The organism is Rhodococcus daqingensis (assembly GCF_042665615.1).
Classification (GTDB): domain Bacteria; phylum Actinomycetota; class Actinomycetes; order Mycobacteriales; family Mycobacteriaceae; genus Rhodococcus_G; species Rhodococcus_G daqingensis.
The window spans coordinates 262,215-287,429 of the sequence record NZ_JBHTCS010000030.1 but is presented as its reverse complement, the minus strand read 5'-3'; the positions used below and the strand labels follow the sequence as shown (position 1 = coordinate 287,429).

22 protein-coding genes and 1 pseudogene are annotated in these 25,215 nt (G+C 67.5%); 8 read left to right on the top strand and 15 right to left on the bottom strand.

Annotated features, from left to right (window positions below; all coding sequences use genetic code 11):
• Positions 1–16: 16 nt before the first annotated feature.
• Positions 17–601, bottom strand: a complete 585-nt coding sequence (locus ACFQS9_RS25710; protein WP_378409371.1) for a hypothetical protein — start codon at positions 599–601, stop codon at positions 17–19.
• Between the two features lie 142 nt (positions 602–743).
• On the bottom strand, positions 744–947 hold the full coding sequence (locus ACFQS9_RS25705) for a cold-shock protein (protein ID WP_005248460.1): 204 nt from the start codon (positions 945–947) through the stop codon (positions 744–746).
• A gap of 389 nt (positions 948–1,336) precedes the next feature.
• On the opposite strand from ACFQS9_RS25705, the gene ACFQS9_RS25700 reads away from it, so the two are divergent.
• Entirely contained in the window at positions 1,337–3,670 is a 2,334-nt protein-coding gene (locus ACFQS9_RS25700) for a DEAD/DEAH box helicase (RefSeq protein ID WP_378409370.1), read from the top strand.
• 6 nt (positions 3,671–3,676) lie between these two features.
• On the opposite strand, the gene ACFQS9_RS25695 is transcribed toward ACFQS9_RS25700, so the two are convergent.
• The 5 genes and pseudogenes from ACFQS9_RS25695 to ACFQS9_RS25675 form a co-directional block, all read right to left on the bottom strand.
• The gene (locus tag ACFQS9_RS25695) at positions 3,677–6,094 is read right to left on the bottom strand and encodes a lysylphosphatidylglycerol synthase domain-containing protein (RefSeq protein WP_378409369.1); all 2,418 of its coding nucleotides are present in this window, start codon (positions 6,092–6,094) and stop codon (positions 3,677–3,679) included.
• A 13-nt stretch (positions 6,095–6,107) separates the two neighbouring features.
• Positions 6,108–8,009, bottom strand: a complete 1,902-nt coding sequence (locus tag ACFQS9_RS25690; RefSeq protein WP_378409504.1) for an APC family permease — start codon at positions 8,007–8,009, stop codon at positions 6,108–6,110.
• Positions 8,010–8,155: 146 nt separating this feature from the next.
• Complete coding sequence (locus ACFQS9_RS25685) at positions 8,156–8,500, bottom strand: Rv3654c family TadE-like protein (RefSeq protein WP_378409368.1); 345 nt, start codon at positions 8,498–8,500, stop codon at positions 8,156–8,158.
• On the bottom strand, positions 8,497–8,883 hold the full coding sequence (locus ACFQS9_RS25680; RefSeq protein ID WP_378409367.1) for a TadE family type IV pilus minor pilin: 387 nt from the start codon (positions 8,881–8,883) through the stop codon (positions 8,497–8,499). Before ACFQS9_RS25680 ends, ACFQS9_RS25685 begins: the two co-directional genes overlap by 4 nt.
• A gap of 63 nt (positions 8,884–8,946) precedes the next feature.
• Positions 8,947–9,009: pseudogene (locus ACFQS9_RS25675) on the bottom strand (DUF4244 domain-containing protein); the annotation flags it as partial.
• Positions 9,010–9,026: 17 nt separating this feature from the next.
• On the opposite strand from ACFQS9_RS25675, the gene ACFQS9_RS25670 reads away from it, so the two are divergent.
• The gene (locus ACFQS9_RS25670) at positions 9,027–10,841 is read left to right on the top strand and encodes a recombinase family protein (protein WP_378409366.1); all 1,815 of its coding nucleotides are present in this window, start codon (positions 9,027–9,029) and stop codon (positions 10,839–10,841) included.
• 184 nt (positions 10,842–11,025) lie between these two features.
• Here ACFQS9_RS25670 and ACFQS9_RS25665 read toward each other — a convergent pair whose 3' ends face one another.
• Positions 11,026–11,571 (bottom strand): hypothetical protein, encoded by a 546-nt coding sequence (locus ACFQS9_RS25665; protein WP_378409365.1) that lies wholly within the window; start codon positions 11,569–11,571, stop codon positions 11,026–11,028.
• Positions 11,572–11,739: 168 nt separating this feature from the next.
• Here ACFQS9_RS25665 and ACFQS9_RS25660 point away from each other — a divergent pair, with 168 nt between their 5' ends.
• The 5 genes from ACFQS9_RS25660 (at position 11,740) to ACFQS9_RS25640 (ending at position 17,456) form a co-directional block, all read left to right on the top strand.
• Entirely contained in the window at positions 11,740–12,603 is an 864-nt protein-coding gene (locus ACFQS9_RS25660) for a hypothetical protein (protein WP_378409364.1), read from the top strand.
• A 396-nt stretch (positions 12,604–12,999) separates the two neighbouring features.
• Positions 13,000–14,019 (top strand): AAA family ATPase, encoded by a 1,020-nt coding sequence (locus ACFQS9_RS25655; protein WP_378409363.1) that lies wholly within the window; start codon positions 13,000–13,002, stop codon positions 14,017–14,019.
• A gap of 392 nt (positions 14,020–14,411) precedes the next feature.
• Entirely contained in the window at positions 14,412–15,188 is a 777-nt protein-coding gene (locus ACFQS9_RS25650) for a hypothetical protein (RefSeq protein ID WP_378409362.1), read from the top strand.
• An 89-nt stretch (positions 15,189–15,277) separates the two neighbouring features.
• Positions 15,278–15,682, top strand: a complete 405-nt coding sequence (locus ACFQS9_RS25645) for a hypothetical protein (protein WP_378409361.1) — start codon at positions 15,278–15,280, stop codon at positions 15,680–15,682.
• Positions 15,683–15,905: 223 nt separating this feature from the next.
• A complete protein-coding gene (locus ACFQS9_RS25640; protein WP_378409360.1) occupies positions 15,906–17,456 on the top strand; it encodes an HNH endonuclease in 1,551 nt (516 codons plus the stop codon).
• Positions 17,457–17,496: 40 nt separating this feature from the next.
• Here the strand turns inward: ACFQS9_RS25640 and ACFQS9_RS25635 are convergent, their stop codons facing one another.
• From ACFQS9_RS25635 to ACFQS9_RS25625, 3 genes are all read right to left on the bottom strand, one after another.
• Positions 17,497–18,405 carry an HNH endonuclease gene (locus ACFQS9_RS25635; protein ID WP_378409359.1) on the bottom strand — a complete coding sequence of 303 codons (909 nt, stop codon included), beginning with the start codon at positions 18,403–18,405 and terminating at the stop codon, positions 17,497–17,499.
• A gap of 80 nt (positions 18,406–18,485) precedes the next feature.
• Complete coding sequence (locus tag ACFQS9_RS25630) at positions 18,486–18,665, bottom strand: hypothetical protein (RefSeq protein WP_378409358.1); 180 nt, start codon at positions 18,663–18,665, stop codon at positions 18,486–18,488.
• Between the two features lie 465 nt (positions 18,666–19,130).
• A complete protein-coding gene (locus ACFQS9_RS25625) occupies positions 19,131–19,895 on the bottom strand; it encodes a hypothetical protein (RefSeq protein WP_378409357.1) in 765 nt (254 codons plus the stop codon).
• 92 nt (positions 19,896–19,987) lie between these two features.
• Between ACFQS9_RS25625 and ACFQS9_RS25620 the strand changes: the two genes are divergently transcribed.
• Positions 19,988–20,887: a DUF2971 domain-containing protein gene (locus ACFQS9_RS25620; RefSeq protein WP_378409356.1), complete on the top strand. Its 900-nt coding sequence runs from the start codon at positions 19,988–19,990 to the stop codon at positions 20,885–20,887.
• Positions 20,888–21,369: 482 nt separating this feature from the next.
• Here ACFQS9_RS25620 and ACFQS9_RS25615 read toward each other — a convergent pair whose 3' ends face one another.
• The 4 genes from ACFQS9_RS25615 to ssd are packed head-to-tail and all read right to left on the bottom strand — an operon-like array spanning position 21,370 to position 25,038.
• Positions 21,370–21,960: a type II secretion system F family protein gene (locus ACFQS9_RS25615; RefSeq protein WP_378409355.1), complete on the bottom strand. Its 591-nt coding sequence runs from the start codon at positions 21,958–21,960 to the stop codon at positions 21,370–21,372.
• Positions 21,957–22,739 carry a type II secretion system F family protein gene (locus ACFQS9_RS25610; protein WP_378409503.1) on the bottom strand — a complete coding sequence of 261 codons (783 nt, stop codon included), beginning with the start codon at positions 22,737–22,739 and terminating at the stop codon, positions 21,957–21,959. Before ACFQS9_RS25610 ends, ACFQS9_RS25615 begins: the two co-directional genes overlap by 4 nt.
• Positions 22,739–23,926, bottom strand: coding sequence for a TadA family conjugal transfer-associated ATPase (locus ACFQS9_RS25605; protein ID WP_378409354.1), 1,188 nt, complete (start codon positions 23,924–23,926; stop codon positions 22,739–22,741). Before ACFQS9_RS25605 ends, ACFQS9_RS25610 begins: the two co-directional genes overlap by 1 nt.
• Positions 23,923–25,038 carry a septum site-determining protein Ssd gene (ssd, locus tag ACFQS9_RS25600; RefSeq protein WP_378409353.1) on the bottom strand — a complete coding sequence of 372 codons (1,116 nt, stop codon included), beginning with the start codon at positions 25,036–25,038 and terminating at the stop codon, positions 23,923–23,925. The genes ACFQS9_RS25605 and ssd overlap by 4 nt, the downstream gene beginning before the upstream one ends.
• Positions 25,039–25,215: the final 177 nt, after the last annotated feature.

Genomic DNA, 25,215 nt, shown 5'->3' with positions numbered 1-25,215 from the left:
TCCCGTGTCGACTGTTCTACACCTGCGGCCAGGCCTCGCGCGCCTCCTCCCGGTCAGGGGCCTGACCGATGTTCTCGACCAGCCGCATCAACCGCTTGTGCCCCGCGATCCGCAGCCCGGGGCCGGCCCCACGGGTACCGATGAGGGTGGGCGCGATCCCGGCCCGCATCAGGGATTGGGCGAGCACGGGGTGGGTGTCGGGGGCGTGCGGGTCGAGCCCGAGCACGAACCGGTCACCCTCGCCCTCGGACCTGCCCGCGGCCAGCGCCCAGGCGCGCAGGGCGCGCGAGTCCGGGATCCAGCCGGCCGGGACGGCCTTGACCGCGCCTTTGGTCCACTGGGCGGCGAGCGCGGCCAGCTCGGGAACCGACGCGGTGCGGACCAGCGGGCTGCCCTCGTCGGACCGGGCGATCTCGGCGACCAACCCGGCCTCCTCGATCAGCTCGGCGACGGCCTCCGCCCGCCACGGCGCGTCGACCACGACGGACACCCGGGCCCGGCCCGCCGTCACGGAGACCTGCCCCTGGGCGGCGAGGAGCCCGCTCAGGTCCGATACCGCGGGCGGCACCGCCTCCGCGGAGAAGAAGGAGAGCTGGTTCACAAGAGGACAGTAGGCCAATCCCGCCGCCCGACCGTCGCCTGACACGACACGGTCCGCGCGCCGAACGGGGCGCCTAACGACTCGTCCCCCACCACCTCACGGTGCTGGGGGACGAGTTGATCCGTCTCGAGGAACGAATGAATCAGACCGCGCGAACGCCGGTGGCCTGGGGACCCTTGGTGCCCTGACCGACCTCGAACTCGACGCGCTGGTTCTCCTCGAGCGTGCGGAACCCGCTGCCCTGAATCTCGGAGTAGTGGACGAAGACGTCAGCGGAGCCGTCCTCGGGGGCGATGAAGCCAAAGCCCTTCTCCGCGTTGAACCACTTCACAGTGCCCTGTGCCATGCTTTTCCTTCACTTTCTAACACCGGATTCGGTGAACAGCAGTCAACAGTCCACCGGGCCGGTTCCGACCGCTGTACCGCTGATTTCCCCCTCAGGAAAAGCATCGAGCACCGCGCTCGCAACATCGATCCTGCGAGCGCGTACACGAACACAGAAGCTGCGACCACTTATAAGTCAATCATGCTTCGCGCGATGACAACAGTCGAAATCCAACAATGGATCGTAAAGAAATGATCTTGTATCCGACGGCCCGTCGGCAACCGCTCTATTGGACACTCGTCAAGTATTGGCAAGGGCCGCACGGTGTTAAACACCTCCCGGCAAGTACCATCAAAACCGCAGGTGAACGGGCACGTGAACGCGGCCAACCAACGAACTCGGAGTTATCAGTGAGCCAAGCGGCCGCCGCCCCAAGCTACGGGCAGTCACTGCTCGATCGGGTGCTCGCGGGCACCCCGCGCGGCGAAGATCCCCTTACCCACGTGGCGGAACTGCCCGCCCGCGAGTCACGGTTCACGCAATGGCCATCGTGGATTCACCCCGACGTCGTCGATGCCGTGCGCGGGAACGGAATCCCCCTGCCGTGGACACATCAGGAGGCCGCGGCCTCGCTCGCCGCGTCGGGTTCGCACGTCGTGGTGGCGACCGGCACCGCCTCCGGCAAGTCGCTGGCCTACCAACTGCCCGTCCTCACCGCGCTCGCCGAGGATCCCCGCGCGACTGCCCTCTACCTGTCCCCGACCAAGGCCCTCGGCGCCGACCAGATCCGGGCCGCGATCGCACTGACCGAGCAGGCCGAGTCGCTCGCGACCGTCTACCCCAACGCCTTTGACGGCGACACCGCGGCCGAGGTGCGCCAGTGGGTGCGTGCCAACTCGCGCTGGATCTTCACCAATCCGGACATGCTGCACATCGGGATGCTGCGCTCGCACCAGCGCTGGTCCCACTTCTTCCGGAATCTGCGCTATGTGGTGATCGACGAATGCCATTCCTATCGAGGTGTTTTCGGCTCGAATGTCGCGCTGGTCCTGCGCAGGCTGCGGCGCATCGCGCACCGCTACGCCGCCGATCCGGTGTTCATCCTCGCCAGCGCCACCACCGCGGCGCCGGGCGCGGCGGCATCCCGCCTGATCGGCGCCGACTGCAAGGAGGTCACCGTCGACGGCTCCCCGCACGGACCGCGGACGGTCGCGCTCTGGGAACCCCCGCTGCTGGCCGAGGTGACCGGCGAGAACGGCGCCCCCGTCCGCCGCGCCGCCGGCTCGGAGGCCGCCCGGATCATGGCCGACCTGATGGTCGAGGGCGCCCGCACCCTGACCTTCGTCCGCTCGCGCCGCGGTGCCGAATTGACCGCGATGGGCACGAAAAGGCTTCTCGCCGAGTCCGCCCCGGACCTGACCGAACGGGTCGCCGCCTACCGGGCCGGGTATCTGGCCGAGGACCGACGCGAGCTGGAGGCGGCGCTGGCGGACGGCACGCTGCTCGGTGCCGCCACCACCAATGCCCTCGAACTCGGTGTCGACATCGCCGGCCTGGACGCGGTCGTGGTGGCGGGATTCCCCGGAACCGTCGCCTCGTTCTGGCAGCAGGCCGGGCGATCCGGCCGCCGCGGCGAGGGCTCGCTGGTGGTGCTGGTCGCCCGCGACGATCCGCTCGACACGTACCTGGTCCACCATCCGGCCGCGCTGCTGGACAAGCCGGTCGAGGCCACCGTCACCGATCCGTCCAACCCCTACGTGCTCGGCCCGCAGTTGCTGTGCGCGGCGATGGAGCTGCCGCTCAGCCACACCGAGGTCGAGCAGTTCGGCGCGGTCGAGCTGCTCACCCGGCTCGCCGAACAGGGTCTGATCCGGCGTCGCGCACACGGCTGGTTCGTCACCGCGGAGTCCAACCCCCATGCGGCCGTGGACATCCGCGGCGGGATCGGCACGCAGGTCGCGATCGTCGACGCCGAGTCCGGCCGGATGCTCGGCACCGTCGACGGCGGCCGCGCCCCGGCAACCGCCCACCCCGGCGCGGTGCACCTGCACCAGGGCGAGTCCTTCGTGGTGGACACGCTCGACCTGGAGGAGGGCCTGGCGCTGGTGCACGCGGAGACCCCGGAGTGGAGCACCTCGGCGCGCGAGACCACCGAGATCGTCGTCACCTCGGTCCTCGAGCACGACGACCACGGCCCCGTCACGGTGGCGTTGACCGAGGTCGAGGTCACCCACCAGGTGGTGGGCTACCTCCGGCGACTGCCTTCCGGCGAGGTCCTCGACTCCGTCGAACTCGACATGCCCCCGCAGCGCCTGAACACCCGTGCCGTGATGTACACCGTGACACCGGAACTGATGGAACGGGCGGGCATCACGGCCGACTGTTTCCCCGGCTCGCTGCACGCCGCCGAGCACGCCGCGATCGGGCTGCTGCCGCTGGTGGCGACCTGCGACCGCGGCGACATCGGCGGGGTGTCGACCGCATTGCACCAGGACACCGGGCTGCCGACGGTCTTCGTCTATGACGGGCACCAGGGCGGCGCCGGATTCGCGGACCGCGGGCACGCCGAGCTGCTGCGGTGGCTGCACGCCACCCGGGACGCGATCGGGTCCTGCGAGTGCGCGGCCGGGTGCCCGTCGTGCGTGCAGTCCCCCAAGTGCGGCAACGGGAACGACCCGCTGGACAAGGACGGCGCAGTCAGGCTGCTCGGCGCGGTGCTCGATCACCTGCGCGGCGACCGCTGACCTGGCTCAGATCAGGTCGGTCTTCTGCATCCACCGCAGGATCGGCCAGCCGGCGAACACCGGCAGCCAGCAGGTCAGTACCCGGTAGAGCAGCACCGACGGCACCGCGACCGCGGCGGGCACGCCGAAGGCGGCGAGACCACCGATCAGCGCGGCCTCGACCGCGCCGACACCGCCGGGGGTCGGCGCGGCGGAGGCCAGCGTGCCGCCGATCATCGTGACGATGGTGACGGTGACGAAGCTGGTGTCGCCGCCGAACGCTTCGACGCTCGCCCAGAGTGCAAGCGCGGCACCGAGAGTGGTGGCCGCGCAGCCGCCGACGATGAGCAGGAAGCGGCCCGGGTCGCGGGCGAGGTCCAGCAGCTCGGTGCTCACGTCGGCGATCTGCGGGCGCAGCTCGTCGATCAGCCAGCGACGCAGCCTCGGCACGATCATGAAGGCCCCGACCACCCCGAGCAGTACGCCGACCACCAGGTAGATGACCGTCGCGTTCGGGATGAAGTTGGACAGGTCCGCGCTCCTGCCCGCCGCCACGCTGAAGACGATCAGCAACCCGACGTGCGTGACCACCTGGACCGTCTGCTGCAGCGCAACGGCCGCGGTCGCCCGGACACCGCCGAGCCCGTTGTGTTGCAGGAACCGAACACTCAGCGCCAGGCCGCCGACCCCCGCGGGCGTGGTGGTGGCCGCGAAGGTGTTGGCGAACTGCATGATCACCAGGTTCTTGAGCCGGACGGACTCTGACGCGCAGGCCCACAGCGCCACCGCCGTCCCGATGTACTTCGACACCGACACCACCAGGCCGAGCAGCGCCCACCACCAGTTCGCGGTCCGCAGCTCGGTGAGGAAGGCCGGCACCTGACTGACGAACGGGTAGGCGACGTAGACCAGTCCGATCAACAGCACCAGCTGGATGATCTGATTCCGGCTGAAGCGGGTGACCTGCTCGGTCTTGATCACCTCGGAGTCGGTCTGGGTCCGGACCTGGTGCCGGGTCGCCGACATCAGGGCGTCCGCCTCCGGCAAGACGCTGCGCAGCCGCTTGGGCATCGCCGCCTTCGTCAATCGGCCCGACGCGGCGAGGACCTCGTCCTCCCCCAGCGTGCCGATCGCGGCGCGCACCGCCGGTTCCGCCCCGAATCGCGCACCGGTGGTCAGCAGCAGCTGGGCGATGTCCGACTCGAGCTGTGCGTCCGACGCGCCGACCTCCGCGTGCGCGAAGCCCTCGAAATGGACTCGGTCGCCGCTGATCCTGAGGTTGTCCGGGCGAAGGTCGCCGTGCGCTACCTGATTCGCGTGCAGGATCTTGAGGCCGGACCAGGCGGCCTCGAGGTGCGCGGGCTCCGCCTGCTCGAGCGGGGTCCCCGCGGGCACCGAATGGGCGTAGAGCATCCAGCCCCGCTCGAGCGGCGACACCGCGACCGCCAGGCTGGAGGACAGTCCCATCCTCGCGACCGCGGTCGACATCAGCGCCCGGTGCTCGACCGCCCGGCGCAGCGACGCGTACGGGGCGGGCGTCTCCGCGGTGCGGAACGTGAGCCAGTGCCAGACCTGACGGACGGCGCCCTCACTCCGCTGATGCGGCCCGAAGAGTTCGAGGATGACGGTGTCATCGGCGCCCACCTTCCGGAGATCGACGCCGAGGTCCACCTTTCGGCTTGCGGCGCTGCACTCCGCCGAGAGCACGAGGGGACCCGGCCCGGTGGGGCTGAGCACCGACAGCGCGTCCACCCTCAGTCCACGCCTGCCGAGCGCGCGGACCGCGAGATCGACGGGGACCTCGAGCGCGGGAGTGCCCACGAACAACACGACCAGCGCGCCGATCAGCCACCCGGCGGTCAGGCCCAGCACCGATCGGGCCGGGACGACCGCGCTGACGAACAGGTGGATCGGCACGAAGGCCAACAGCAGCAGCCACCAGATCCGACGCCAGCGGGCGGGCAGCCACGGACCGGACACGGTCAGCATGGCGGCCAGCATCGCGATCCAACGCGGGTCGTCGAGGAACTGCGACAGGAAGGTGTCCAGGTGCCCGTCCAGATCGAGGTGCCACTTCGGCGCGGACACCCCGGTCCCGGTGATGGACAACGCGGCGACGGCGAGCAGGCCGGCGGTCGCATACCCCGCGAGCAGCTTCCACCGTCGACCCAGGACCAGCCCGACCAGGATCGCGAACGGGAGGATCAGGATCGCGGCCCCGTACAGCAGGTAGATCCGGGTCGACGCCTCCGCCGAAGCGACGCCGATGAGGTCCGACAGCGAGTTCTCCACTGCCTCCCAGCGGCCCCGGGTGATCAGCGAGGTGGCGATCACCGCGCCGACCAACACCGCCGCGATCACGACACGGAGCTGATCATTGGTACGCCGACGCAACGGCTGCAGCAGGCTGCCCTGGACCGGGATCTCTCGTCCGTCGACTCGCATGGGGTGATCGAGCCTATCCGACGTGCACGCGCGGTCGACGGGACACGTCGGGCTCGGCGCGCCGCAACACCTCCCGGGTGACGGGTGCCACCTCACCCTGTCCGATGAACAGGAATCGCAGCAGGTTGGTCACCGGATCGCCCTCCGTCCACTCGAAGTAGACGTGCGGGATGGACCCGGTCCGATCGCGGATGTCGAGCAGGATGGCGGCGATCGAGTTGGGGATGGCCGCGCTGTTGACCCACAGGATCCGGTGCTCGTCGCGCTGGCGTCCGTGCACCCGTAGGTCCGTGGCGAACTCCGAGGAGTCCTTCACGTTCACCTCGAGGAAGAGGATGGGCTCGCCGGCGGGGATGTGACTCTCCAACCGCTGATCGGACTCCTTCTCCCGGTACTCCTCCGAGTCTCGGCGATCCACGTCGTGGGTGACGATCCGGATCGTCCCCCTGGCGGCCTCCTCGAGGAACTTCTCCGCGGTCGCGTCGTAGCTCACCGAGGTGGCGCGCAACTCGAAGGCCCTCGAGAAGCGGGAGGCGAACGAGACGATCAGGATCGCGAGGATGAACAGGATCGCCAGGTGCAGGCCCTCGGGACGCTCGAGAATGTTGGCGATGGTGGTGTACACGAAGATCGCGGAGACCACTCCGAAGCCGAACGCTCTGCGCCGCTGGTTCCGTCGCAGCGCGGACAGCGTCACCGCGACGGCGGCCGAGGTGATCAGCACCAGGACTCCGGTGGCGTAGGCGGCGCCCTGCGCGTCGACGCTGGCGTCGAAGTACCAGGTGATGCCGAAGGCGATGACCGCGAACACCAGCACCAGCGGCCGCACCGCTCGCGCCCAGTCCGGGGCCATGCCGAACCGGGGCAGGTACCGCGGGACCAGGTTGAGCAGACCCGCCATGGCCGAGGCGCCCGCGAACCAGAGAATCGCGATGGTGCTCACGTCGTACACGGTCCCGAAGATGCTGCCGAGGTACTCGTGGGCGAGGTAGGCCAGCGCGCGGCCGTTCGCCTGTCCCCCGGCCTTGAACTCGTCCGCCGGGATCAGCACGGTGGTGAGGAAGCTGGTCACGATGAGGAAGCCGCTCATGATCAGCGCGGCGGTGGTCAGCAGGTGCCGGGCGCCGCGGATCCGGCCGCGGGGGGCGGACCTGGTGTCGGTCGGATCGCCCTGGATCTGCGGCATCACGGCGACCCCGGTCTCGAATCCGGACAGGCCCAGCGCGAGCTTCGGGAACACCAGCAACGAGATGGCGACCATCATCCAGGGGCTGCCGTGCTCGGTGGTCATGGCCGCGGTCCAGTCCGTGACGACCGACGGCGCGGTCGCCACATGCCACAGACCGACGACGACCACGACCAGGTTCAGTGCCAGATACACCGCGACCAGGGTGACCGCGATCCCGATCGCCTCGGAGAAGCCCTTGAGGAACACCGCCGCGAGCAGGGCCAACAGCACCAGGGTGACCCACAGATTCTCGCCGTGCAGGGCGGCGGGGGCGAACGGGTTCTCCACCACGTGCGCGGCGCCGTCGGCCGCCGACAGCGTCATGGTGATGATGAAGTCGGTCGCCGCGAACCCCAGCAGAACCAGGACGAAGATCTTGCCGCCCCATTTCGGCAGCAGCCGGGCCAGCATGGCGATCGAGCCCTCGCCGCGTGGGCTCTCCTGCGCGACACGGCGATACACCGGCAGCGCGCCGAGCAGGGTCAACGCGACCAGGACCAGGGTCGCCAACGGCGAGAGCACGCCCGCGGCCAGCGCGGCGATGCCCGGCTGATAGCCGAGGGTGGAGAAATAGTCGACGCCGGTCAGACACATCACCTTCCACCACGGGTGCTTGTGTTCCGGTTTCGGCGCCACCCGGAACGGACCCTGGTGTCCGGCCGGCTCCTCGGTGACATCCTCGAGCATCCAGGTGTGTAGGCGCGACGGAGCCCGATCCGTGGTGGTCACACTCGAATCCTGCCACCGGCCGCGCCCCTTCCCCGGCAACGCGCTCGATGAACGGGACGGTCGCCGGAGCTCCCGCTCCGGGCGGGCCCGGGGGTGGCTCCCCGCTACGGCACCGGGCCCGCCCTGGCCGCGGCGACGGCATCGCCTCCGACGAGGGCGGGCAGCGGCGGCCGAACCCCCACGGTCACCACCACGTCCCAGCCCTCGACCCGGCAGTCGCGCAGCGCCGCACGCATCCGCCCGGCGATCGCGGTCGCCGACCCGCAGGCCGCCTCGCTGCCGCGCTCCAGTGCGGCCGCCGCGGCCAGCGCGGCCAGGTCGGCGGCCGACTGGGCCCGGTGCCGAGCCGACACCGCCGAGCCGAGGTGGATCACCAGCGCCGCCACCGCGATCAGCGCGAGCATCGCCCAGCAGGCGAGGAGGGTCGCCGATCCGCGTTCATCCCTCACCTGCCGGCTCCTGCCCGCGACGGATCCGGCGGTGGATCGACGGTATCGGGCTCCCCCGTGGACGAGTCCTCCATGGCGGCAACCGCTTCCGCGGAGATGTCGAGCGCGGGGAGCAGCGGTACCGCGGCCCTGACCACCGCCGTGGCGAACCCGTCGACCTCGCGGATCGTGATGTGTGCGCCCCGTGGAGCCACCCGCTGTGCCGCGGGGATCGCCCCGGCCCGGTCGCCCCGCGCGACGAGCCTGGCCGCCTCGCGCGCGGCGTCCACGCAGCGAACGTGCGCGGACAGCGCGACGAAGGAGCCCAGACACAGCACCACGACCACCGTGATCGACGCGATCGCGATGGCGGCCTCCACCGTCACCGCGCCGACATCGTTCACACCGCGGTGTTCAACGCCCTGTCGATGATCCCGGTCAGGGCCGCCACGATGGGAATCGCCCGTCACCACCGAGTACAGCACCGCCCCGAACGCCGCAGCGGCGATCGTGCCGATCGCGTACTCGATAGAGGTAGTTTACATACATGGGCACCTCAAGCAAGCCTAAGCGCGCATTGATTGTCGTCCGGCTCTCACGGGCCACCGACGCGACCACGTCACCAACGCGCCAGCGCGAGGAATGTCGCAGGCTCTGTGACCAGCGCGGATACGATGTTGTCGGCATCGCAGAGGACTTGGACGTATCCGCCGGCCTCACGACTCCGTTCGAGCGCCCGCAGCTCGGCGATTGGCTCGAGAATCGGTTTCATGAATTCGACGTACTGGTCGTCTACCGGATGGATCGAATCGTCCGGCGGCTGCTTGACCTCGCCGATCTGATCCGGTGGGGACAGACTCACTCGGTGTCGCTGGTGAGCGCCACAGAGTCGTTCCTCGACCTCACTTCACCGTTCGGGGACATCATCGCGTTGCTGGTGGCGAAGGTGGCCGAGCTGGAGCTAGAGGCGATCAGCTCTCGAATCGCATCCGCTTACAACCACAATCGGCAGCTTGGGAAGTGGACCGGAGGTGCTCAACTTCCCTGGGGTTACCTTCCCCGCCAGGCCGACGACGGCTGGAGGTTGTTCCCGGATCCCGAAGCTGTCCCGGTAATCCACGAGGTTGCCGAGCGTGTCCTGGCCGGTGAGCCGCTGCGGGCAATCGCCCACGATCTGAACGAACGCAAGGTGCCGACCGCCAAGGATCGGATGAACGCGCACCTGGGCCGAGAGCTGAAGGGATACGAATGGACGTCGGGAGGCCTCAAGCGGTCGATGACGCTGCCGACGATGCTCGGGTACGTGACCGTGCGGGAGCCCAAGCGAAACGCGAACGGCGAGATCCTGCGGGATGCACGCGGACGCAAGATGTTCGAGGCCGAGGACGTCCTGCGCGGCCCTGACGGCTCGCCCGTGCAGCGAGCCGAACCGATCCTGACCAAGCATGTTTTCGACCAGCTTGGCGTGGAGTTGGCAGGCCGCGAGAACCGCAAGGAGCCGACCAAGCGATCGAACGCGCTGCTGCTGCGGGTCATCTACTGCGGAGTCTGCGGGCGACCGTGCTACCGCCTGAAGGGCGGCCAGGGCCGACGGCCCCGGTATCGGTGCTCATCGGCTCAGTACAAGTCGACGTGCGGCAACGGCTCGGTTGCCATGGAGGAACTCGACGAGCTGGTGGTGACGTCGGTTCTGGGCCTGATGGGAGATTCCGAACGGCTGCAGCGGGTTTGGGATGCAGGCGAGGACAACGCAGCCAAGCTAGCCGACGTGAACAACAGGCTGGACGATCTCACTGCGCAGATGGGTCGACCTGCTTTCAGGGCCGGAACTCCGCAGCGTGCGGTACTCGATGCGGAGATCGACGCGCTCGCCGAGCGTCGAGACGAACTCGCGGCAGTGACTACCCGCCCCGCTGGCTGGACCTGGCAGTCGACCGGCGAGACATTCCGGGATTGGTGGGAGTCGCTGGACCTCACCCAGCAGAACGTCTACCTGCGCTCGATGGGTGTCCGGGTCACCTACGACAACCGCGAGGAGCTGAAGCTCCATCTGGAGATGGTCGAGCTGGAACAGATGGCTGCCCAGGTCAAGGCTGTCGGACCAATCGAGACGATGACCGAGACGTACGCCTCGATGACCGAGGCGGGGATCCAGGGAATCGAGACCCACAAGGACAAGACGGTAGTTGTCCTGAAGTCCGGAGAGCGGTTCGAGATCCCGCACTGGCTGGACGAGATCGGTATCTCAGAGATCACGAACGACGATGACGTGCGGATCGTGTGGACCACCGACGGCAGAGGCTGGTACCACCAGCCGTCTGGGGAGTGGATCGCGGTGCCGCTGGGCGACGTCGAAGAGTGACCGGGCGCCGGGGCCGGCCAAAAGCAGGCAGGCCCCGGCACCGTCGGAACCGAGGAACCATCCGCAGCGTCCAACCTCATATGGACGAACGCGAGGATTTCTTACTCTGGGAGCTGGAGATTCTGCGAGACCGTTTGAGGTCCGAGGAAGATCCCGACTAGCCCTTAGGCTCGTGGCGGCGGATCTAGTCGTTCTCGCCTGAGATGACCGGCGCAAGTACGGCCCGGCCCTTGTCGGTCAGATGGCCGCCCGCACGCCCCGGCGACCTCTCCAACAACCCTTTTCGAGTGGCCTGCCATAGGTGATTCTTGATCGCCGCCGCCGACTTCCCAGTGAGCGTGGCGAGGTAATCCAGCGGCTTGTCCTTCCCGGTTTCCACTGCGGTGATGTAGACGCGCGAAAGCAGTACGAGGTACTCCTGAGTGATCGCGCCACCTGCAGCGTGACTGGCCAGCAGGGTGTTCAGGTCGTGGCGGTGCCATCGTTCGGTGAAGGCGAGGCTGCGCCGAAGTCGATCAAGCGCGTACTTGAAGTCGACGTCTCGAAGCACCGTCTGCGACAGTCCGCCCGGCGGGCAGGTGTCGGGGTCGGACGGGTAGATCACCAGTACAGCCGGCCCACCCTGCGTCTCGCCCTCAGGCCACTGCATCTCCGCGACCCATTCGTAGTTCGGGCCGAGATCCATCGTGAACGAGAACTTGCCGTCGCGGTCAACCAGCCACTTCGTCATATCGGCACACTAGCACGGTTAACTGGTTTGACAGACCAGTTAGACGCGCAGTACATTTCCGAATGTCAGTGATGACGCAAGCCCGGATCCGGGCGAACCCACGGCAGCGGGACGAGTTGCCACGAACAGCAAGGAAGACGAATTGACCAACTACACGGCGGTGCTCACGTGAGTCGTCAACAGAGGTCACGTCAGCAGAAGCCGTGGCAAAAAGTCCTGGACGAGGACATCGAAGACCCCGGATCGACCATTGGCGTGGCGGACAACGCGGTCGATCCCACCGATCTCCCGGAGGTGGCGCCCCCACTTCGCGGCGGGTTGGACGAAGTTGTCGATGTCGACGACCAGGGCAAGAAGTGCCTGGTTGAGCAAGCCCCGGTCGTGATGGGCGACGACGGCGACGACAGCCCGGAGATTGCACACGTACGTCCGAGGGTCGACAACGAAAAGCTCGAGAGGGGCGACATCAGCGAGTCTGTGCAGTCGAAACCTGACACGATCGACAACCCGGCTGGGCAGATGATCGAGGCGGGACACGGCTTCACGGTCGATGATCGCCGTAGCCGACCGTGGAAGACCGCCAAGCGCACCAACTGCGCCTTCTGCGGCGGGCCGATGCCTGCCCCGGCTGTCAGCCGGTACCGCTGTGAGTTCGACCCGGATGCCAGCGACGCCGAGCTGGCGCTGATCGGCTCCGACCAGGGTCGAGGCGATCGCCCTGGCCCTCTTTGGGACTTTTGGCCCGGACAGAAGCGTCAGGAACGACTGCACCAGGGGTGCCAGTGCTCCGGATGCAACCTGCGTTGGCAGGTAGCCAACGGGGCGGAACGCAACCGGGGCCAGCCGAAAAAATACTGCTCCAAAGAGTGCACGCGGCGTGCTGGCAACGAACGCAGCGCCTGGAAACGTGCCGTGGTCACTGCTGAGAAGCGAGGCGTGGCGCCGCCGCCTGAGCCCGAAGATCGGGGCCTGAAGTTTGTACTTCGTCGAGGCCCTCGATCCTGCGCCGAAGGCGCATGCCGCCGAGCGTAGCCGCCGAAGTATTCCGTAACAGGTAGAGGGAGGGATGGCTGGCTACCGTCCCGCGTCTTGTTGGGGAGTGACTCGAGAGGCCCGGTCTGCCCCGTCGGCAGACCGGGTCTTTCTTCGGCCACCAACGACTACCTGTATCCAATCCCGAAGGAGGTGGCGACATGCCAGCCCACAGATGTACTGACCACCCGCACGACGGCCCCCATCGCCGGAACGGACGATGTCAGCTCTGCCAGAAGGCAGCCCGCAGGCGGTATGCGGTCCGATGCCGCGAAGCCCACCAAGCGATGAAGGCCGATCAGGAGGCCTAACCGCACATCGCCCGGACCACGTGGTCCAGGACTCACAACCGCGCCGACGTTCGGCGCATCGCCCGACCCGAGGAGGTCAACCCGTTTGAACCACACCATCGACATCGCGACGCGGTTCCCGCGTTCCACGACCAAGGAAGCGTACGAACGCTCCAAGCATCAGGAGCGCTGGGTGTTCCCCGAAGTGATCTGCTCGTCGGTGACGATGATCTACGGCAGGTCGAACGTCGGCAAGTCGTACCTGGTCAGCTCGCTGCTGCTTTCGTTGCTGGTCGAGGACCGCGACTTCCTCGGTCTCCAGCCGACCGACAAGACCAAATTGTGGCGACCGGCGATCTTGTGGACCGATCCCGGCTCGGATGAAGAGTACGGCGACCGTATCCACACGGCGCTGACCGATGTCGATATCGATGTTCCCGCGTACCACATTGGGCGCACCGCACGCGCCGACGAGTGGGAAGCCATCACCGATCATCTTCTGGCCCAAGGGATCAACTTCGTGGTGCTCGACAACCTGATGGGTGCCACCGGGGACACCAACGACGCCGCCGTAATGACGACGGTGTTCGACGGGTTGACCCGTCTCACGAACCGAGGGGTTCCCGTGGTGGTTCTCCACCACGAGTCGGAGAAAGGCATTACCGTCGCTGGCGGCACATCGATGGGGGCGTCCACCGCTGTGCAGAAGTCCCGTGTGTGGATTCAGGTACGCCAATCCAACAAGCGCAAGCTGCGGGGTGGGAACACTGTGCTGGTGATCCAGTCGAACCTGCTGGACCAGCCGCAGGAGATCGTTACTGAGCCGATGGCCGGCCCCGACTACGAGGTTCTGAAGCGGGGTCCGTGGGTCGCACGAAGCGACGCTGTTGACGACAAGCCGAAGCAGAAGCGGTCGCAGGAGACCCTGGACGAGAACGCTCGCATGGCCGCCTGGGTGGTCGAGAACCTCCAGGGCGTAGGCGTGAACCAGGCCGCTGGTCGGGTCGCGGCCGAGTTCAACAAGTCGTCGGCAACTTGTAAGGACAAGCTCACTCGAGGTGCTGTATCGAAGTTGTTGCGCCGCACCGGGGAGGGCACGTCGACCACCTGGGAGCACGCCGCGTAGGTGGTGGCGATCCACCACCAGTCACTGGGTGTTTCCGCAGGTGGCGGGCTGGTGGTGGTGGTGGTGTCCCCCATATAGGTGTGAACAAGTTCCCACCACCCCCCACTTCTCAACCGCTGTCAGCGGTTGGGAGAGACAGATGACTAGGCCGGCACGGACCGGCCTCATCCCGTGATCGTTCTCGATCACGTCAATCACTGGCAGCCGCCTGAATGCGGCTGCGACTCAGAAGAATCCGGTGGATCACCGGCCCATCCGGTGATCGTCGTCGGTTGCCAAATCATCGTGCAACCGACTCACGCTGGCCACCCCGAACGGGTGGCAAACCGGGCTGCCAGCGGGCAGCTCTCATCAGGGTGCGCGAAAACGCACCCTTCAACAGTTAGGAAACCATGCACGACAACATCAGCACCGCCGACGCCGTCAGCCGCTGGAACGCCCTGGGCGTCAAGCTCCCCAAGGAACTTGCGACTGCGGTCGAAAAGTTCGAAGCGATCCGATGGATCGAGACCGGTCACACGGTCCAGTTCGATCTGGCCGACATCACTGCCGCCAACGCAGAAGAGAAGCTTGTCGAGTTCGCCAACCGGCTTGTGCCGGCGCTGAAGACGGGCGACCACCTCAGCCGCACCCCGTTGGAGGAGGCCAAGCAGCGGATGCTCGACGCAGCCGCACGTGAAGTGCTGTGCCAGGCGAATGCCGCCGTTCCAGCCGTGATCGAGCAGTTGACGCCGGAGTTCGACAAGCATGCGGCGGCGTACATCGCCGCCGTTGGCGATCTCCCCGACATCGTCGACTCTGAGTCGCTGCTGCAGGCGGGTCCCCTTGCGGTGCAGGCGTACATGACCGCTCAGACCGAAGCTGCCTACCTCAACAAGGTCTCTTCGTGGGTCGCCGGCACCAGGGACTTGCCAGGCTTCGCCGGCCTCGACGTCGAGGTTGCACTTCGAATCCTGCAGCCCGCGGATGCGTTGCAGCTCGCCAAGCTCGACGCCGCTCAGTACAAGAACGTGAATCAGCAGTTGGGTGCACTCGACAAGGTGCTTTACACCGCTGCTCGCGAGGGCATCAAGTTCGGCATCAACACCCTGCGCGAGTGTGCCGAGATCCGGCAGTCGCTGCCATTCACACCGGAGAAGGTCAGCGGCCGCGTGACGATGATTCGCTGATCCCCGTTCATCCGCGAAGAGCCCCCGGCGATCCACCGCCGGGGGCCTTGCGTCCCACCAAAACCCCAACAGCAAGAGCAGGAGAATCAATGACAACCCGTAGGAAGCTCAGCGCGGCAGCACTGCTGACCCGCCAGATCAACTCGACCAATCGGAAGCCCGACGCCGTCCAAGGCGGCCTTGCTCAGGCGGTCGCTCGCCGGCTGGAGGAGCGCAACATCGCGACGGTTCCCGGCCTCCCCGACGATCAGTCGGAACAAGAGTGGTACGACCTCGCCATCGAGTCCCACCGCCGACACGAGGAGTTCCTCACCGAACGCGAGGCGAAGCACCAGGCCGAACAGCATGCAGTGCTATCGACACCGGACTTGATCCGCTCAGCACTCGCAGGAGCCGCCCGGCACCGCTCATCGACCATGCCGCTCAACGGCACTCGTGTACTCCACGCGGCACTAGCCGGCGGGGGCGGGACGATCAACAGCACTCGACCGTGACGCCGAAACTGAACTGACATTGCAGCGGCCGAGGGGTCGGGCGGACCCCTCGGCATGTCGAGTGCCGTCAATGCGTTGCGATCAGGTAGGAACTCGCTGTTGATGTTCAAAGTTCCGCGCGGCGGTCGCGGCCGCCTTGCCGGCCTGGCGCTCGGAGGCCATCCGCAACGATAAACGGGTGCACCACGAGCGCCACCCAAGCATTGCTGCCGTAACTTGTCGGATGGGCAACCTAGAGTTCGGGCCTATGACTCAGCCGGCGCCGGTGGACAAACAAAATTGTTCTGTGGACGGGTGCGGCAACAAGGTCGACATAAAGAAGCACCAGCTCTGCGCCAAGCACTATCAGGCGTTCTGGCGGCATGGCGACCCACTCGGCAGCCCGAACAAACGGCAGCCAGGCCCTTGCCGCGCGCCCGACTGCGGGCGCAGGAGCACCAGTGCCGACGGACTGTGTCACAAGCACTATCTGCGCCAAAAACGCACGGGCCGACTCGATTTACGCGAACGGGCCGCCTGCTCGGTGCCCGGGTGCTCCCGTAAGTCCAAGGCAAAGGGCCAGTGCCAACTCCACTACGACCGACAACGCGGATCACATCGGTCGTCCAGTCGCACTTGCAGCGAGGCCGATTGCGGCAAGCCTGCCAAGGCGCGCAGCCTATGCAAAACCCACTACGAAGCACTGCAACGGCACGGGAAGCTGCACACCGCGCCGCTGCAAGGCAAAGCTAGTCCCGTCGCGACGCGACACCGACCATGCCAAGGATGCGGTGCAGACATCGCAGGGCTATCGCGGGGGCGTCGCTATTGCAGCGAAGCTTGCAAGCCGCGATGCGCTGGGCCCGAATGCCATCGGAAGGTCCAGGGGCACGGCCTCTGCTCGACCCACCTGAAACAGAAGAACGCTGGGATAGCCCCGCTCCGCCCCATCGACGCACGCGACGTTCGCATGCCCAACCAACCATGCGTCTGGTGCGGAGAGCCAGTCGGGCCAAGTAACACCGCCTCGTACTGTTCGGAAGTCTGCCGCAAACTTGCGCGCCGTCACGCCGAGGCACCTACGGCCGGCAACTGCGCCCAATGCGGCGGTGCCATCGACTACCTCGCGCCCGCGAACGGGACAGGTCGAAGGCTCACACCCCTATCGAAGCGCCTGTGCGACGAATGCCGCCACCGCAGCGCGTCGCTGTATATGTCGGCCGATGCGCTACGACGGCGTGACGGTGACAACTGCCACCTGTGCGGCCTCCTCGTTCCGGCGACGGCACGGAAGCCACACCCATTGGCCGCCGAAGTGGATCACATACAGCCCATCTCACGGGGAGGCACACACGACCCCGAGAACCTGGCACTTGCACACAAGACGTGCAATATCGCCAAAGGAGGTCGGCCAGCGACGTGGCGGCGCGATCCCGCCGAGGTCGCACCAATGGTCGCCAAATGGAATCGCGAAGGTCCCACCGAGCCGCCGAGGACGTGCTCGGTGATTGACTGCGAAGGACGCCCGGCAGGTCACGGAATTTGCAACAAGCACCGCTGGCGAGTGAGGAAGTACGGCACCACAGAACTACCGCGCCGCCCAACTCACTGCACCGTTGACGACTGCGGCATGCCAGTCCGGGTCAATGGCATGTGCCGGCCGCACTATCGCAAGTACCTGATTGGTGATAAGACATGCACCGTCGCCGACTGCTCCAAGCCCGTGCACACCCGTCAGCTTTGCCGACGCCACTACCAGCACTTCCTCGATAACCGCAACGGTCCGAACACGTAGTTGGCGGCCGAAGGCGTGCCGTATCGCGGCCTTAGTCCGGCTAGCTCTGTGGGCCGTAACCCGAACGCAACGCCGCAACGCTGGGGCTCTGGGTGATCTTCTTGCCGTGGAGATCCCGGTAGGCGGGGTAGTTCAACAGCTCCGCGGAGAGTTCGACGGCTCCGGTGTCTGGATTGATCGCGAGGGAGCCAGCATCGAGCAGGCGGTGAATATCGGATCGCAGAAGCAGGCCGCTGTCGACATCGTGCGTCTCGTGTTCAGCAAACGGAATGAGGTGCGCCGCCTCCAGTGCTTCAGCTGGGCATGGTCCAGTTACGGCGCAGGACAGTCCGTACCTGCGTAGCAGTGCGGTTCGGAACTTGCCTTGGCCGACGCGGGCCTGGATCTTCGCGAGCCGTCGGCCGCCCGGGATCGGTAGGGGCAGAACTGGCGTATTAGATTCAGGCAGTGAGACGTTGACGCCTGCCAGAAGATCACCGATCGCGTCGAGGCTGCATGGGCGAATCGCATTCTGTGCAACCCCGGATAGCCATGGCTCTAGCTGCGAGTAGCTGATCGCGCCATCCAACGCCTGCCACTGCGTGCTGTAGTGCGCGATGTACCTGGTGACGGGATCGTCAACCTCGTCTGGCACCGGAAAACGCTTCCGACAGTCCTTATGCGTGCATACGTAGTCCGCTGTTCGGACTCGAGGTTCGATCCCAGTGCGCCCACAGGCCGGACACCGCCTCCGTCGCTTCTGTCCCTGCATCTTGTCAATCTGATCGATGCGGGAAACGCCCATCACCACGTCGTCTTCACGGATCAGAATTACATCGCCGGCCTGCACCCGAAGGTGATAGGCAACACCGCTGTCGTATGGGTATTGAGTACCGAGTACGTCGTCGTAGCCCGTGTTGCTTTGCCAACTGGTCGTTCCAGTGACCGACGTAAACAACCATCCGTTCATGCGGCAACTCTATTCAGAGGTGGTGACACTCGGCGCAATCCGACAACGAGAGAGCTGCTCAATACGTACCCGGTAGCCGGCTACTCCTCGAAGCCGGCGAGCAAGTCATCCTCGACTATCTCGATGTTCTCGGGGTGAATCGCCGGATCCCACTGAGGGTTCGGGGTATCCACGATCACGTGGTCCTCGCCGAGTTCCGCTGCAAAAAACGCGTCCAGGCCGTCAGGAGCCGGCCCCGTGCCGGTGTCGTCAGTCTGCATCGGCACATCGTAGGTCCAGGGGCCGACAACACGAGGCCGACGAAGCGTCTCTGTAGGTCACGAAGGTGACGGCACCCCAGGGGGTTACCCCTCCCACCCCCCTTCCTGACCGGGTGGTAATGCGGTTGAGCCATCGTGTACGGGTTTCCAAGTCGATCAGGACAGTCGGTAGTGGCAACGCCCGGCAGTTGGGAGCGTGTTCGGCGCACTAAGGGGAGCAACCGAGCAAGGCATTCGCCATTGCTCCCAACGCACCCTTGCGAGGTTCGTTGCCCGGCTCAGGGGGCTAGCCGCAGCGACCACTCGACATATCGACCACTGGGCTGCTCGACTAGTCACATAGGTATAGAGCTACGTGACCACGTAGTCACGTAGTTACGCGCTCAGGGCCTTGCGGCCGTTGAGTTCTGCGAGGTCGGACTGACTGCCCGCCTCGTGATAGCCCGAGTCAGAACGTGTCGCGATTCATCCAGCAGTCCCGATACGGTCGGGGTCCGTTACACGGCGGCCGGTACGTCTGCGACGTCGCGGTCCGAGGATGATCGGGGTCCGACTGGCCGTGCGCGAGGGCTCGGGCGAATGAATCCACACATCCAAGGTTCCGTCCGCGAACTGTCCGCGACAGAACCGGTAGCCGTCATCGTCGGTGAACTCGATCTGGGGTAGTGGAATCCACCGTTGAGATTCGTGGGCACTCATCTCTGTTATGTACTCGATGGATTGCGTTTCGCCGTTGTCGACTGCCTCGAGGTTCCCTTCAGAGTCCCCTTCAGAACTTATGGTCACGTCGCTGGACGATTTCTGGTTGGGTTCATCGAAGTTGTACGCGATCATCCCATTCCAGCGAAAGTCATAGATCGGGTGGCCTGAGAGATTCGTAACCGAGACCTTCCAGCCAAGTGCGCTACCACTGGTCGGTATGCTTCGGACGGTTTTCACCCGGACTCTTTTCGCGCGTCGCAGCGCGCGTGCACGTCGTTCGTCTTCGTCTTCCCTGCGGGTTCGTAGAAGCTCCCGCAGGGTCACGAATGCAGCGCCAGAGGCAAGCGCCGTAGCGATTCCGCCGACCCAGGTGCCGAGGTCGCCATATTGAACTCCCCAACCGAAGGCTTTGTTCGCTGCGATGAAACACAGGATCAATGCAAGCGAGGCCACGAGAATGGCGGCGGTTCCGAGCGTGCGTGCGTTGGCTCCCCTTGTGTGGGTCCAGGTAGCTTTCCAGCGAGTCACCGGATGACCCTATCCGCCGAGGCCAGTCCAGCGGCGCAGGTTTCGGCTCGGCAGACCCCGGATGGTGGTCCAGGTAGAGCTAGATTGTCACCGTGCATGCGGACCTTCCGGAGACTGTTTACCACTACACCGACATCCACGGTGTGCAAGGCATTTACGAGAGTGGCGAGCTCTGGGCAACCAGTTCGCGGTACCTGAACGATTCGACGGAGGCGACGCTTGGACTCCACTGGCTGACGCGTCGGCTACTGGAGACGGATACGGCGAATCTAAAGGCGCAGAACGCGATCTACCGGCAGGCATTGGATGACGGACAATCGGTCGCCGATCGCCCTGGTGCGAGCGAGGCACTCGCGGAGCTCGAGGAACGTTCCAGGAAGTTGAAGCCGGTCCTGGATGCCGCAGAGGACGTCGAGAAGTACATCGACTGTTTCATCGCCAGCCTCTCCGAGGTGCCGGACCAACTGAGCCAGTGGCGAGGGTATGCACGGGACGGATACTGCATCGGATTCTCCACCGAGAAGTTGTGCAAGGCACTTGACGAGCAGTACGAGCTCCGCAAGGTCATCTACCACGACGAGGAAGCCGCGACGATCGACTACCTAAACGGCATCACGGCCATCACGACGAATCTCGCCAACTCGACCACCGTTGATGATGAGGATCATCGAGCGTGGGCGTTGCGGAGCGCGATCCGGTTCGAGAGCGCGTTCGTGAAGGATCCCCGATTCAGCGAGGAGAAGGAACTCCGGATCGTGCCGTTCGGCGTTGTCTCTCCGACTCACTTCACTGCCGGACGGTACGGAATGACGCCGAGGCACAAGATCACTATCCCCCGAGATGCAATCACCGAGGTTTGGGTAGGGCCCGGCGCCCACAAGGACCTCAGGGGTCGCTCGCTGGTCGAGTACTTTCATCACTGCCGGGTCCAGTTTGACTGGCAAGCCCATCCGAAGGTGAGGCAGTCGGCGGTGCCGTATCGCGATTGGTAACTAGTGCGGAGCCCTGGTGGGGCACTGCCCTAACCGCACCGACGCCCTTCGGGCGCCTAGACCCTTGGCCCTCGCTTTCCCCCCAGCCCTTCGGGCAGCCCCAACGGAACCCACGGACCTAGCCCCTCACCGTGTCAGGCCAGCACAAGTAGCCCCGCCCTGGAGTAGGACGCGGCTGGGCTGGACCCCGGTGGAGGTGTGCACCCCTCGCACCGAAGTGCCGCCCCGCGAGCTGGACGGACTGTGCTACTCGCGCTCCGTTGGTTAACGTCGGACTGGAGAGGCCAACGACGACCGCAGCACCGGTAGTAAAACTCAACTTCCGAATATTCGGCCGTGGACATGCCCTCCTCGGCGGTCGCCGCGAGCAGCAACCGGGTGCGAAGCGCGCCGATCCCCTTGGTCACCATGATGTTCCCCCTTCTCGGTCACCGTCGCGGCCTCTCCGCGACGGGTTGTCTGGGCCGTTTCGCTGCACTCCCTCACAGCACGCCCCCGCCCAGCACCCGGGTGGCCAGACCGACAACCACGGGGACGATTCCCAGGCACAGGAACGCGGGCAGGAAGCACAGCCTCAGCGGGCCGCTGATCAACACACCCGCCCGCTCCGCCGCGGCCACGGCCCGGTCCTCGATCGCCATCCGACGCTGTGTCGCCAATTCGGCCACCGCGCCCGCGAAGGCCGCACCGGACCGCGACGAACGGCGGGCCATCCGCGCCAGCCCCTCCGTCTCGGAGTCCATCGCCGCACGCTCCCAGGCGATCTCGGGCTCCGCGCCGAGGGCGAGCAGGTTCGCCGCCGACTCCAGCGCGCCGCTCAGCGGCTCCGGAGCCGACTCCGCGACCGCCCCGGCCGCCGCGGCCACCGGCATGCCCGCCTGCAGGCACGCCGCCAACAGGTCGAATCCGGCCGCGATCGCCATGGGGTCGGAGGCGTCACGGCTGCGCCCGCGGCGCGGCCACCCCCGTGACCGCGGCGCCGCGAGCGGCCCCCGAAGGCGCGACGTCGCCGGGGCGCGACCGGGTGCTGCGACGGCGGCGGCCGCGAACAGCACCGCGACCGCGGCGCTCATCCGGTCACCCGCCCGGTGATGCGATCGGTCCAGAGCAGGCCGGCGCAGGCGAACATCGTGCCGAGGACCAGCAGTACACCACCGAGTCCGCCGGACAGGAGCACCCGCAACGGGCTCGCGCCCATCAACTGCCCCAGCGCGATCCCGAGCAGCGGCAGGCAGGCGAGCACCGCCGCGGTGGCCCTGGCTCCCGCCAACCCCGCCTCGACCCGGTCCCGGAACCTGATGCGCCCGAGTAGATCCGTACGGACCGCGTCGAGCAGATCGGCCAGGGCCACGCCGTATCGGTCGGCCACACGCCACGCCGCCGCCACCCGCTCCAGCTCGACGTCGATCACACAGCCGGGAGCGTGCAGTCCCTCGGCGGCACCGCCACCGAGCCGGGCCCGGGCCGCGGCGGCACGAAACGCCTCTGCCGCCGCGCCACTCGACTCACGCGCCGCGGTGGTACACGCGTTCGCCGGGTGGGCCCCGACCCTCAGCTCCCCCGTCGCCGCCTCGAGGCAGCCGAGCAGTCCGCGCAACTCCGCGTCGCGGGCACGCTCTCGGCGGCGCCGCGTCCGGCGATAGGCCACCGTCAGCGCCAGAGCTGCCCCGGCGAACCCGGCTGGGGGTGCGTAGATCGTCACGGCGGCAACGAGTCCGAGCACCGCGGCGGTCCGCGCCCACGCCGGTCCGGGTGCCCTCACGTCGCGCCGCGCCGGGCGCAACCTCGCGATCGTGCCGGGACCGGGCGCGACGACGAGCGCGAGGACCGCGACCGTCAGTACCGCGACCATCACGACCCCGCCCCGACGCCGCGGCTCGCCAGCAACTGCTCGAGACGTCCCGCCCCCGGACAACTCCTGGTGTCCTGGGTCCAGGCCGCCACCACGCCGACGAACCCGCGCTCGTCCCGTTCCAGCACCCCGATCTGCGCGAGTGTGCGCCTGCCGTCCGCCGCCCAGTGCACGTGCAGCACCACCTGCACCGCCGCTGCGAGCTGACTGTGCAGCGCGGCGCGGTCCAGCCCGCCGAGGGCCGCCAACGCCTCCAACCGTGCGGGTACCTCCTCGGGAGAGTTCGCGTGCACGGTGCCCGCTCCGCCGTCGTGACCGGTGTTCAGCGCCGTGAGCAGGTCCACAACCTCGCCGCCACGCACCTCCCCGACCACGATGCGGTCCGGTCGCATCCGGAGCGCCTGCCGTACCAGCTGACGGACGGTCACCTCGCCGACGCCCTCGACGTTCGGCGCGCGAGCGACCAGCCGCACCACGTGTGGGTGGGGCGGGGACAGCTCGGCCGCATCCTCCACACAGACGATGCGCTCGCGACGATCCACCTGCGCCAGCAGCGCCGCGAGCAGGGTGGTCTTCCCCGCGCCCGTCCCACCGACGACCAGGAACGCCAGCCGGGCCGCCACGATCCGCACCAGCAGTTCACGCGCGTCCGGGGGCACCGTTCCGCCGGAGCAGAGCGCGTCGAGCCCCTGGGTCGCCGGTCGCAACACGCGCAGCGACACGCAGGTCCCGCCCTGAGCGAGCGGGGCGAGCACCGCGTGCAGCCGAACCCCGAATCCCACGCCCGCGGCCGCCGGGAGCCGTCCGTCCACCCACGGCTGAGCATCGTCGAGCCGCCGACCCGCGGCGAGCGCCAGCCGTTGCGCGAGTCGGCGCACCGCGGCCTCATCGGCAAAGCAGACCGGTGCACGCTCGAGTCCGGCGCCCCGATCCACCCACACCTGATCCGGCGCGGTGACCAGGACATCGGAGACATCAGACTGCGCGAGAAGCGGTTCCAGCGCTCCCGCCCCCGTCAGTTCGGTCTGCAGGACGTGCAGGGCGTCGAGCAGGTCGGTGTCCCCGAGTACGCCGGAGGCCTCGGCCCGGATCGCGGCGGCCACCATGGCCGGGCTGGGCTGCGCCGACGTCCGCGACAACCTCTCCCGAACCCGGTCCAGGAGTTCAGGCGAGACCAGGGAACTCATGCGACACGCCCCGCCGCACCCGACTCGAGCACCTCGAGGACCGCATGCGCGGCCGCGGACAACGGCGATCGCCTCCGCAGCCGGAGGCCGCCGCGCTCGAGGGCGGCGGACAGGCGCGGCTGCGGCCGCATCGCCGCGAGCGCGGGGATCCCGAGCAGCTCCGCGATGTCCCTGCCGCGCAGCCCTCCGGGCGCCGGACCACGCACCACCACACCGACATTCGGGTTTCTGGTCCGTACGGCGGCCACCACGGCCTCGGCGGCCGCCGCCGACCGCAGCTGGGCCGGCACCACGATCGTCACCAGGTCCGCGAGGTCGAACACCGCGGTCGCCAGGTCACCGAGCCCGCGCCCCACATCGCACACGACGAGATCACCTGCATCGCAACCCGATTCGATCATCGCCCGCATCGCGGCGGCCGACGGCTCCCCGGCATCGGCGCCGCGGCCGCAGGAGAGCACCGCCACTCCGGCACCCGCGCGGGGAAGCGCGTCGTGCAGGGCGGTCGCCGACACCCGCCCGCCCTCGACCACGACCGCCGGCCAGCGCAGTCCCGGCCGGTCCTCCACCCCGAGCAGCAGGTCGAGGCCGCCACCGTGCGGATCCGCGTCGACCAGCAGCGCGCGGCTCCCAGGCCGACGGGCGGGGCCGGTCAGGGCGATCGCCGCGGCCAGTGTCGACGCCCCGGCCCCGCCGCAACCGCCGACGACGGCGATCACCGAGCCACCCGCTGCGGCGCGGTCGCGCCGGTTCGCCAGCGATTCGACGAGCGCGGGTTCGTCGGCGGGGAGCACGAGGACGGACTCCGCCCCGACCGCGGCGGCGGCCTGCCATTCGGCGAGCCCGGGCGGGCCCGAGCACACCACCTGGACGGCCGATCTACGCGGTAGGGCGTCGGAGGCGCAGGTTCGGGCGGCGGCCGGGTCCAGCACGATCGAGGCCGCGGAGTCCCATACCTGTCGGGGGATCGGGAGCACCCGTTCGTCGAGGGTGCGGTCGGCCGCGGCCGCGGCCCTGCGCACGCTCAGGGACAGGCCGTCCTCCGCGAGCACCGCGAGGACCGGACGTACGTTCGACGGATGCGGGGCGCCCGAGGCGTGTGGGGTTTCCATATCGGTGAGCCTGCGTGCACGGACGGCGCCGCAACAGGGGCAGCTCGCCGAATGTGGACAGAACCGACCCTGTGGATGGATTCCGGTACGCGCGAACCACTCCGGGGTCGACACCCACGCGGAAAACGACCGGATGAGCGGGAGAAGGGGAAGCCCGAACGGACCGGAAAATGGAGG

Coding starts and splice junctions, on each gene's coding strand:
- ACFQS9_RS25705 (WP_005248460.1), bottom strand. CDS start 947: ATGGCACAGGGCACTGTGAAGTGGTTCAACGCGGAGAAGGGCTTTGGC.
- ACFQS9_RS25695 (WP_378409369.1), bottom strand. CDS start 6,094: ATGCGAGTCGACGGACGAGAGATCCCGGTCCAGGGCAGCCTGCTGCAG.
- ACFQS9_RS25690 (WP_378409504.1), bottom strand. CDS start 8,009: ATGCTCGAGGATGTCACCGAGGAGCCGGCCGGACACCAGGGTCCGTTC.
- ACFQS9_RS25670 (WP_378409366.1), top strand. CDS start 9,027: ATGGGCACCTCAAGCAAGCCTAAGCGCGCATTGATTGTCGTCCGGCTC.
- ACFQS9_RS25665 (WP_378409365.1), bottom strand. CDS start 11,571: ATGACGAAGTGGCTGGTTGACCGCGACGGCAAGTTCTCGTTCACGATG.
- ACFQS9_RS25650 (WP_378409362.1), top strand. CDS start 14,412: ATGCACGACAACATCAGCACCGCCGACGCCGTCAGCCGCTGGAACGCC.
- ACFQS9_RS25645 (WP_378409361.1), top strand. CDS start 15,278: ATGACAACCCGTAGGAAGCTCAGCGCGGCAGCACTGCTGACCCGCCAG.
- ACFQS9_RS25640 (WP_378409360.1), top strand. CDS start 15,906: ATGGGCAACCTAGAGTTCGGGCCTATGACTCAGCCGGCGCCGGTGGAC.
- ACFQS9_RS25635 (WP_378409359.1), bottom strand. CDS start 18,405: ATGAACGGATGGTTGTTTACGTCGGTCACTGGAACGACCAGTTGGCAA.
- ACFQS9_RS25630 (WP_378409358.1), bottom strand. CDS start 18,665: ATGCAGACTGACGACACCGGCACGGGGCCGGCTCCTGACGGCCTGGAC.
- ACFQS9_RS25615 (WP_378409355.1), bottom strand. CDS start 21,960: ATGAGCGCCGCGGTCGCGGTGCTGTTCGCGGCCGCCGCCGTCGCAGCA.
- ACFQS9_RS25610 (WP_378409503.1), bottom strand. CDS start 22,739: ATGGTCGCGGTACTGACGGTCGCGGTCCTCGCGCTCGTCGTCGCGCCC.
- ACFQS9_RS25605 (WP_378409354.1), bottom strand. CDS start 23,926: ATGAGTTCCCTGGTCTCGCCTGAACTCCTGGACCGGGTTCGGGAGAGG.
- ssd (WP_378409353.1), bottom strand. CDS start 25,038: ATGGAAACCCCACACGCCTCGGGCGCCCCGCATCCGTCGAACGTACGT.